The following is a 2,397-nucleotide window of genomic DNA, read 5'->3' as shown; positions in this document are numbered from 1 at the left end:
CTGCCGCCCGTCGGCCGGGCACGCGCTCATCCCGGCGCTCGACCAGACCCGCACGGTCGGCCTGGTGACGCTCCCGGGCGCCTACGTCGGCGTCCTGCTCGGCGGCGCGGGCCCGATCCAGGCCGGGATGACGCAGGTGCTCGTGCTGATCGGGCTGCTGGCCGCGGAGGCCGTTTCGATCCTGGTGACCGTGCAGCTCGTCGCGGCCGGGAAGCTCAGCCGAGCGGCGTAGCCAGGTGCGCGGTGTCGTTGAAGCGCCGCACGATCCAGTTGTCGCCGTGCAGCACCAGGTGTGAGATCGACCCGTTGTCGGCGCCGAGGAACGCGAACCGCTCCACCGCGCGGCTGGCCTGCGCGAACACCTCGCCGATCACGCCGCCGTGGGTGAACACCGCGACGCGCTGGTCCGGGTGCGCGGCCGCGATGCGGGTCAGCGCGCCGCGCAGCCGGGCGCCGAACCGCTCGTCGGACTCCGCGCCCGGGATCACGTCCCAGCGCTGCTCGGCCCACAGCCGCTCGACGATCGGGTGGCCGTCGGTCGTGTACTTCCGGAACAGGCCGTTCTCCCAGTCGCCGAGGTGGATCTCGCGCAGGTCCGGCTCGACGACCGGGGTCAGCCCCAGCTTCTCCGCCAGCGGGGCGGCCGTCTGCACCGTGCGGCGCAGCGTCGTCACGTAGATCGCGTCGATCCGCTCGCCGGCCAGCCGGACGCCGACGCGCTGGGCGTGGTCACGGCCTTCCGGCGCGAGGTCCGGGTCGGCCTGGCCGTCGACGAGGTCGAACGGGGCGTCGCCGCGGGCCGGAGCCGACTCGCCGTGCCGGACCAGGAAGATCTCCGTCGCACCCGGGGGCGGGCTGAAGCGGAACTGGCGGTACTCGATCTCCTGCTCGGGCGTGCTCATAGCCCGACCCTAACCCAGTTGCTTGTCCACGAAACACCATCGCCACGTCTCGCCCGGCTCGTAGCTGCGCATGACCGGATGGCGGGATTCGTGGAAGTGCTGCGTCGCGTGGCGGCGCGGCGAGGAGTCGCAGCAGGCGACGTTGCCGCACTTCAGGCACATCCGCAGGTGCACCCACGTGGTGCCCTCGGCGACGCAGGCGGCGCAGCTGTCGGCCGAGCTCGGCTCCTTGTCCACCCACTCGTGGGCCAGGTGCTTGCACGACCCCGCCGTCGCGGCCGGGGTGCGCAGTTCGCGGCCCTCGACGTCCGGCTCGGCCTCGTCGCGGTCGAGCATGGACTCTTCGATGTCGAGCCGCTCCAGGACCTTCCGCAGGACGTCGTCGTCGGCGCTGCCGCTGGCACGGGCCTTGAGGAACTGGTCGCGCTCGACCTCGAGGAGCTCCAGCCGCAGCCGCCGGTAGGCGTCGCTCGGGGTCTCGGCCAGCGCGCTCTGCCGGCCGAGCTGCTCCCACGCCGAGTCTGCGCGGTGCTGGAGGCGGTCGCGCAGGCGCTGGATGATCTCCGGCGGGTCGTCGGGCTGCCGGATCTCCTCCAGCTTGGCCAGCGCGGCCCGGGTCATGTCGTGCAGGACGGCCGCCTCCTGCAGCGCGTCCTCCGCGGGGTCCGGCCGCGGCAGCCGCAGCCGCCGGATCAGCGGCGGCAGCGTCATGCCCTGCACGGCCAGCGTGCCGGCCACGACGACGAACGCCGCGAGCACCAGCACGGCCCGCTGCGGGGTGTCGGCGGGCAGCACGAACGCGGCCGCGAGCGTCACCACCCCGCGCATGCCGGCCCACGCGATGACCGCGGAGTAGCGCCACGGCCAGATCTTCGCCTTGACCTTTCCCGGCAGGAGGCGCCGCTTGACGCGCTTGACCGTGCCGATCCCGGCCATCCACAGCACGCGGGTGAGGATGGTCGCGGCGAGCACGGCGACGCAGATCCAGGTGAGCGTCATCAGCGACAGCCCGCTCTCGCCGACCTCGGCGAGGATCCGCCGCAGCTGCAGGCCGATCAGCAGGAAGACCATGTTCTCCAGCAGGAACTGGATGGTCTGCCAGTTCAGCCGGGACGCCAGCCGGGTGGAGCCGGACAGGATCTGCGGCGCCTTGTGCCCGAGGATGAGCCCGGCGATCACCACCGCGAGCACGCCGGAGCCGTGGATCGCCTCGGCCGGGATGTAGGCGATGAACGGGACGGCGAACGACAGCGCGGTGTCGAGCACCGGCTCGTCCAGCCGGGCCCGGATGAACGCGGCGACGAACCCGACGACCAGCCCGACCACGGCCCCGCCGATGGCCGCGCGGAAGAAGTCGGCGCCGACCTGCCAGAGGCTGACCGAGCCGGCCAGCGCGGCGATGGCGGTGCGGAGGGCGACCAGCGCGGCGGCGTCGTTGAAGAGGCTCTCGCCTTCGAGCAGCCGGATCAGCTTGCGCGGCATGCCGACCCGCCGG

3 protein-coding genes are annotated in these 2,397 nt (G+C 73.1%); 1 reads left to right on the top strand and 2 read right to left on the bottom strand.

Annotated elements, in window-relative coordinates:
• Positions 1 to 232, top strand: a 232-nt coding sequence (locus tag CCN39_RS44475) for an ABC transporter permease (protein WP_143264394.1), incomplete at its 5' end; no start/stop codon positions are given.
• Here the strand turns inward: CCN39_RS44475 and CCN39_RS44470 are convergent.
• Together CCN39_RS44470 and CCN39_RS44465 are read right to left on the bottom strand one after the other, a co-directional pair.
• The gene (locus CCN39_RS44470; RefSeq protein WP_086852823.1) at positions 216 to 902 is read right to left on the bottom strand and encodes a histidine phosphatase family protein; all 687 of its coding nucleotides are present in this window, start codon (positions 900 to 902) and stop codon (positions 216 to 218) included. The two genes, CCN39_RS44475 and CCN39_RS44470, sit on opposite strands and share 17 nt — an antisense overlap.
• 9 nt (positions 903 to 911) lie before the next feature.
• A partial coding sequence (locus CCN39_RS44465) for a cation:proton antiporter domain-containing protein (protein WP_086852821.1) occupies positions 912 to 2,397 on the bottom strand: 1,486 nt, incomplete at its 5' end.

Source organism: Amycolatopsis kentuckyensis, from assembly GCF_002155975.1.
Taxonomy (GTDB): Bacteria; Actinomycetota; Actinomycetes; order Mycobacteriales; family Pseudonocardiaceae; genus Amycolatopsis; species Amycolatopsis kentuckyensis.
This window is presented reverse-complemented; position numbering and strand designations above follow the sequence as displayed.